Annotated in this window: 3 protein-coding genes and 1 pseudogene; 3 read left to right on the top strand and 1 reads right to left on the bottom strand. The window is 59.3% G+C overall.

All coding sequences use genetic code 11. From position 1 onward, the window contains the following. Positions 1-192: 192 nt before the first annotated feature. Positions 193-447, top strand: a pseudogene (locus AC1DOC_RS31015) (LysR family transcriptional regulator); the annotation flags it as partial. Between the two features lie 37 nt (positions 448-484). Then, the gene (locus AC1DOC_RS31010; RefSeq protein ID WP_478131260.1) at positions 485-850 is read left to right on the top strand and encodes a hypothetical protein; all 366 of its coding nucleotides are present in this window, start codon (positions 485-487) and stop codon (positions 848-850) included. On the opposite strand, the gene AC1DOC_RS31005 is transcribed toward AC1DOC_RS31010, so the two are convergent. Continuing rightward, positions 818-1,741: a LysR family transcriptional regulator gene (locus AC1DOC_RS31005; RefSeq protein WP_478129250.1), complete on the bottom strand. Its 924-nt coding sequence runs from the start codon at positions 1,739-1,741 to the stop codon at positions 818-820. The genes AC1DOC_RS31010 and AC1DOC_RS31005 overlap by 33 nt on opposite strands. A 110-nt stretch (positions 1,742-1,851) precedes the next feature. Between AC1DOC_RS31005 and AC1DOC_RS31000 the strand changes: the two genes are divergently transcribed. After that, positions 1,852-2,075, top strand: a 224-nt coding sequence (locus AC1DOC_RS31000; RefSeq protein ID WP_478082080.1) for an SDR family NAD(P)-dependent oxidoreductase, incomplete at its 3' end; no start/stop codon positions are given.

Raw genomic sequence — 2,075 nt, 5'->3', positions numbered from 1 at the left:
GTTCCCTCGCTCAGAGGGGGTGGAAATTAACGTCCTGCCTGTCGGGCTTCGCGGTGCCCGACGCACCGTGTTCAATGCGTCAGATCACCGTGGCCAGGGTGGAGCAGTTTGGGTGGCCATAAGTGGGGCACTTTGGGTGGCCGCCGGGGTATCAGCGGCCAATTGAGTCGCGAGCAATAGGAGAACCGAACGGTGGCGATAAGGCACCTGCGTTGTTTTCTTGCGGTCGCTGAAGAACTCTACTTCGCCCGCGCAGCGGAGAGATTGCATATCGAGCAATCGCCCCTTTCTCGCACAACCAAGGAACTGCAAGAAGAGGTTGGCGACCAGTTGTTCATCCGCACCAGCCGCAGCACGCGGCTGACACGGGCGGGCAAGCTGTTCCTTGAACATGTGCCGCGCGTGCTCACTGCCTTGGAGCAAGCGCGCGACAGCGTAAAGGCGGCGAGACGCACTACTGCCCCTGGCATCGCTGCCAGCGCCAATGTCCGGCCGAAACTGGCTACTGCGCCCGCTGCTGATCGACCAGATCCAGAGCGATCCGCAGTGGTGCCAGGGAAACTACATCGAGCAACCCGTCGGCGCGCGACGGGCATGGGAGTTTTTCAGCGCAGCCACCAATGGTGGGACCCAGGCGTTGCAATCGGCCCTCTCTCATCCCGATAAGGCCGACGAGTGGCTGCGGGCGAGGCGCGCCCTGCCTTTCGAAGCGGATGCCAACGACCTCATTTACCAGATTGCCGCTGACGTGTGTAGTCGACCCACCTGTGACGATTGGACTGACGCCAATTCTCAGATTCRTTACATATACGGCAACTCACTCGAGGACGTTGAGTGCTGGAACCTTTGAAAATGCTTCAGCGATGAAATCCATGAATACGACGGCCCGCTTCGGAAGGAGTCTGTTCGCCACATAAACGATTTGTATAGGCACGGGCGGCGTGGCATATGCCGTCAGCAGCAATTGCAAATTGCCACTCTTCAGCCCTTCCTCGAACAGCCATTCCGGCCCGTACCCGACGCCTAGCCCCGCATTGACAGATTCGCGTGCGGCCTCAGGTGAGCTGACCCGAAGTCTGCCGGTTACCGGAACGTCGGCATCCCGGAAACGCCAAGTGGCACCGGACGACAACAGGGTGTAGATCACGCAATCGTGCCCGCGCAGGTCTTCGGGAGTGTTGGGGACACCGCGTTGAGCCAGATACTTTTTACTGGCAACGCACACGCGCTCGAACAAACCGATGCGGCGCGCGCGCAGTGCACTGTCTGCCAAATGTCCGATCCGTATCGCGAGTTCGGCCCCTTCATCGACCAGATTGACATATCGATCATTGGTCTGGAGATCCAGCGTCAATCCCGGGTAGCGTTCCAGGAAAGCGGGCACATGCGGCAACACGAATGCATAGCTCAGCGCGGTCGGACAGGCAACGCGCAGCAATCCGGACGGATCCACGTTCTCCTTGAACGACGACTCTGACTCGTGCACTGCGTCAAGAATTCGCCGGACCTCCGCGTAGTAGCGCTCCCCCTCCGGCGTGAGGGCGAGCTTGCGTGTTGATCGATGCAGCAGCCGGGCTTGCAAATGATCTTCCAGTGCCGCCACGTACCGGCTGACGTTCGGCTGTCCCAAGCCCAAGTCGCGACCCGCAGCGGAAAAGCTGCCCGTCTCCACGGCGCGAGCGAAGCAAGTCATTAACAGGAACCGATCCAAAGCGAACTCCGATTCATGCATCTGAAGCATGAATAATATACAAAAATGCGATCTTATAAAGATTTGGACATGAGCGCATAGTTCTTCACACGGCAGGTCAGCCAAGGTTGGTTGATCACGGATCACCTAAGGAGAATTTCATGTCCCGCTTGCAAGGCAAACGCACTCTCATCACCGGTGGCACCAGCGGCATTGGCCTYGAAACKGCCAAGCARTTCCTCGCCGAGGGCGCGCGTGTCATCGTCACCGGCGTCAATCCGGATTCCCTCGCCAAGGCCCAGGCGGAATTGGGCAGCGAAGTTCTGGTGCTGCGCGCCGATTCAGCCAACGTGGCTGCGCAGAAGGAGTTGGCGCAAGCCGTCCA

It is taken from the genome of Variovorax sp. 01T439_2 (genome assembly GCF_056398445.1).
The sequence above is the reverse complement of the archived record's forward strand: the minus strand, read 5'-3'. Positions and strand labels throughout refer to the sequence as shown.